At 76.9% G+C, this 2429-nt stretch carries 4 protein-coding genes; 2 read left to right on the top strand and 2 right to left on the bottom strand.

The features are described 5' to 3' along the window. Together ABZ914_RS37295 and ABZ914_RS37290 are read right to left on the bottom strand one after the other, a co-directional pair. A partial coding sequence (locus ABZ914_RS37295; RefSeq protein WP_500199075.1) for an adenosylcobinamide-GDP ribazoletransferase occupies window positions 1–137 on the bottom strand: 137 nt, incomplete at its 3' end. Between the two features lie 29 nt (window positions 138–166). Beyond that, window positions 167–1111, bottom strand: a complete 945-nt coding sequence (locus tag ABZ914_RS37290; protein WP_500199074.1) for a bifunctional adenosylcobinamide kinase/adenosylcobinamide-phosphate guanylyltransferase — start codon at window positions 1109–1111, stop codon at window positions 167–169. A gap of 79 nt (window positions 1112–1190) precedes the next feature. On the opposite strand from ABZ914_RS37290, the gene ABZ914_RS37285 reads away from it, so the two are divergent. After that, window positions 1191–2099 carry a DsbA family protein gene (locus ABZ914_RS37285; protein ID WP_500199073.1) on the top strand — a complete coding sequence of 303 codons (909 nt, stop codon included), beginning with the start codon at window positions 1191–1193 and terminating at the stop codon, window positions 2097–2099. A gap of 43 nt (window positions 2100–2142) precedes the next feature. After that, window positions 2143–2340, top strand: coding sequence for a hypothetical protein (locus tag ABZ914_RS37280; RefSeq protein WP_500199072.1), 198 nt, complete (start codon window positions 2143–2145; stop codon window positions 2338–2340). The last annotated feature ends 89 nt before the right edge of the window (window positions 2341–2429 follow it).

Genomic DNA, 2429 nt, shown 5'->3' with positions numbered 1-2429 from the left:
GCGCCGCCCAGCAGCAGCACCAGCGCGGCGGCGCCGCCGGTGAGCAGCCCGACGAGCGGCGCCGCCAGCATCGCCGCCCGCCCCGTGGCCCGGTTCACCTCGGGCGTCCGCAGCGGAACGACCGTGAGCAGCGTCACCGCCAGCCGCGGCCCCGCCCCGGCGCCCCTCACGGCAGCTCCAGGACGCGGCCCGCCACCACCAGCGCCGCCTCCTCCGACTCGGCGGCGAGCCGCTGGTTGACCAGCCCGAGCATGTCGCGGAACGCCCGCCCCGACGGGGTCGCGGGCACCAGCGACAGGCCGACCTCGTCGGACACCGCGACCACCCGGGCCGCGGTGCCGCGCCACGCCTCGACCAGCGCGTCCAGGCGCGGCAGCACCCGCCGCGGGTCGTCCCACGCGCCCGCCTCGTCCATCGCCGCCGCCAGCCACGTCCCGATCCCGTCCACCAGGACGGCCCCGGACGCCGACGCCAGCACGCCCGCCAGGTCGGTCGTCTCGGCCGTCCGCCACCAGGCGGGACGGCGGTCCCGGTGCGCCTCGACCCGCGCGCTCCACTCCGGATCGTCGTCGCGGACCGGGCCCGTCGCCGCGTAGAGGACGTCGGGGCAGCCCGCGAGCCGCAGCTCCGCCTCCGCGGACTTGCCCGACCGCGACCCGCCGAGCAGAAGCGTCCGGAATGGGCCGTCCTGCGGCCGGACCCAGAACGCCATCCGCCGCTCCAGCTCCGCCGGCGACGGCATCCGGTGGTCCACGTGGACGGCCATGACGCGCGTGTCGGCCGTCACCGCGCCGATGCGGCGCAGGTACCCGAGATGCTCGGGAGAGCCCGCCAGATCGAGCAGGACGGCGTCGTAGCGCGCGTCCGGCACGGGCTCCGGCCGGGCACCCGGCCCGGCCGCCACCAGCACCCGGCCGCCGCCTGGGGCCCGCACGTCGAGGCCGCCGGGGACCCGCGTCCGGGGGAGGTCCTCGGCCGGGACGCCGTCGAGGAGCACGGTGACCGGTTCGTGCCGCACCCCGGCGGCCCGGAGCCGCCCGCAGGACGCGCAGCGGCACCCGTCGCCGGGCCAGCCGCCCGGCGCGGCGATACCGCGGAGTTCGATGTCCATAACGGTCCGAAACTCTACGGGCCCGCCTGGATACGCTCACCTGGAAGGATCACGACCTCCCGGCAGAAGGAGACCCCCGGTGGGCAACCCCCCGACCCCGCCCTGGCCGGACCAGGGGCCGCAGCCGCCCTACGGCCCCCCTCCCGTGCCGCCGAACGGCCCCGCGCCCATGCCGCCGGGCGCCCCGCCGGCGCCGCCGATCACCGTGCCCCCGCCCGGCGGGCCGCACTGGCAGCCCGGCCCGCCGCCCCCGCCGCGCCGCGGCCCGGGCCTGCTGATCGCGCTGATCGGCGGCGGACTCGTGCTCGTGCTCATCGCGGTCGCCGTCGTCGTCGTGCTCACCAGCGGCGACGGCAAGGACGGCGGGGACCGCGCCGACGGCGGCTCCGGCGGGACGGGCTTCCAGGCCGGCCAGATAGCCGGCGGCGCGGAGGCGGTCCCGAACCCCGACGGCAGCCTCACCATGGCCAGGCCGGGCGTCACGTCCCCGGTCGTCGACATCTACGAGGACTTCTCCTGCCCGCCCTGCGGCAACTTCGACCGCACCAACGACCCGATGCTCAAGCAGGTGGCCGTAGCGGGCGAGGCGAAGGTCGTCTTCCACCCCATGGTCATCTTCGGGGAGGGCACCGAACCGCAGCACGGCAACTCCACGCGGGCCGCGTCCGCGCTGCGCTGCGTCCGCGAGGGCGCGCGCTGGCTGTCCTACCAGGACGCCCTCTACGCGCACCAGCCGTCCGAGAGCACCGAGGGGTACGCGGCCTCCGACCTGCTCGCCTGGGCCGCGCCCCTCGGGCTCACGGGCGACGACTTCAAGAACTGCGTCACCGGCCAGCGGTACGCCTCGGACGTCGGGCGGGTCAGCCGGTCGTACATCTCGTCAGGCGTCCAGGGGACGCCGTCCGTCCGGGTGAACGGACGGCTGCTCGCCTCGTCCGACACCCAGACGCCGGACGCCCTGCGGCGCGCCATCGAGGCCGCCTCCTGACCGGAACGGCTAGTCTCACCCGCGACGAGGGAGGTCGAGCGCGATGGCGTGGAACTGGCGTTTGGAGAAGGCCGACGGCCGGACGGTCGGCACGTCCGAGGAGACCTTCACCACCCAGTCGGACGCGGAGAGCTGGCTGGGCGAGAACTGGCGGAGCCTGCGCGCCGGCGAGGTCGACAAGGTGACGCTGCTGGACGGCGAGACCGTCGTCTACGAGATGAGCCTGCACGACCCGGAGTGACACCGGACGGCCCGCCGGGGCCGGAAGGGCCCGCACGGAGAGCGGAAGGGGGGGGGGGGGGGGGGGGCCCCCGGGCCCGCGGCGCCCCG

The sequence above is a fragment of the Spirillospora sp. NPDC046719 genome (assembly GCF_040645715.1).
Lineage (GTDB): Bacteria > Actinomycetota > Actinomycetes > Streptosporangiales > Streptosporangiaceae > Spirillospora.
This window is presented reverse-complemented; position numbering and strand designations above follow the sequence as displayed.

What these genes read in the sequence shown, in the direction of transcription:
- ABZ914_RS37290 (WP_500199074.1), bottom strand. Translation starts at nt 1,111, where the DNA reads ATGGACATCGAACTCCGCGGTATCGCCGCGCCGGGCGGCTGGCCCGGC.
- ABZ914_RS37280 (WP_500199072.1), top strand. Translation starts at nt 2,143, where the DNA reads ATGGCGTGGAACTGGCGTTTGGAGAAGGCCGACGGCCGGACGGTCGGC.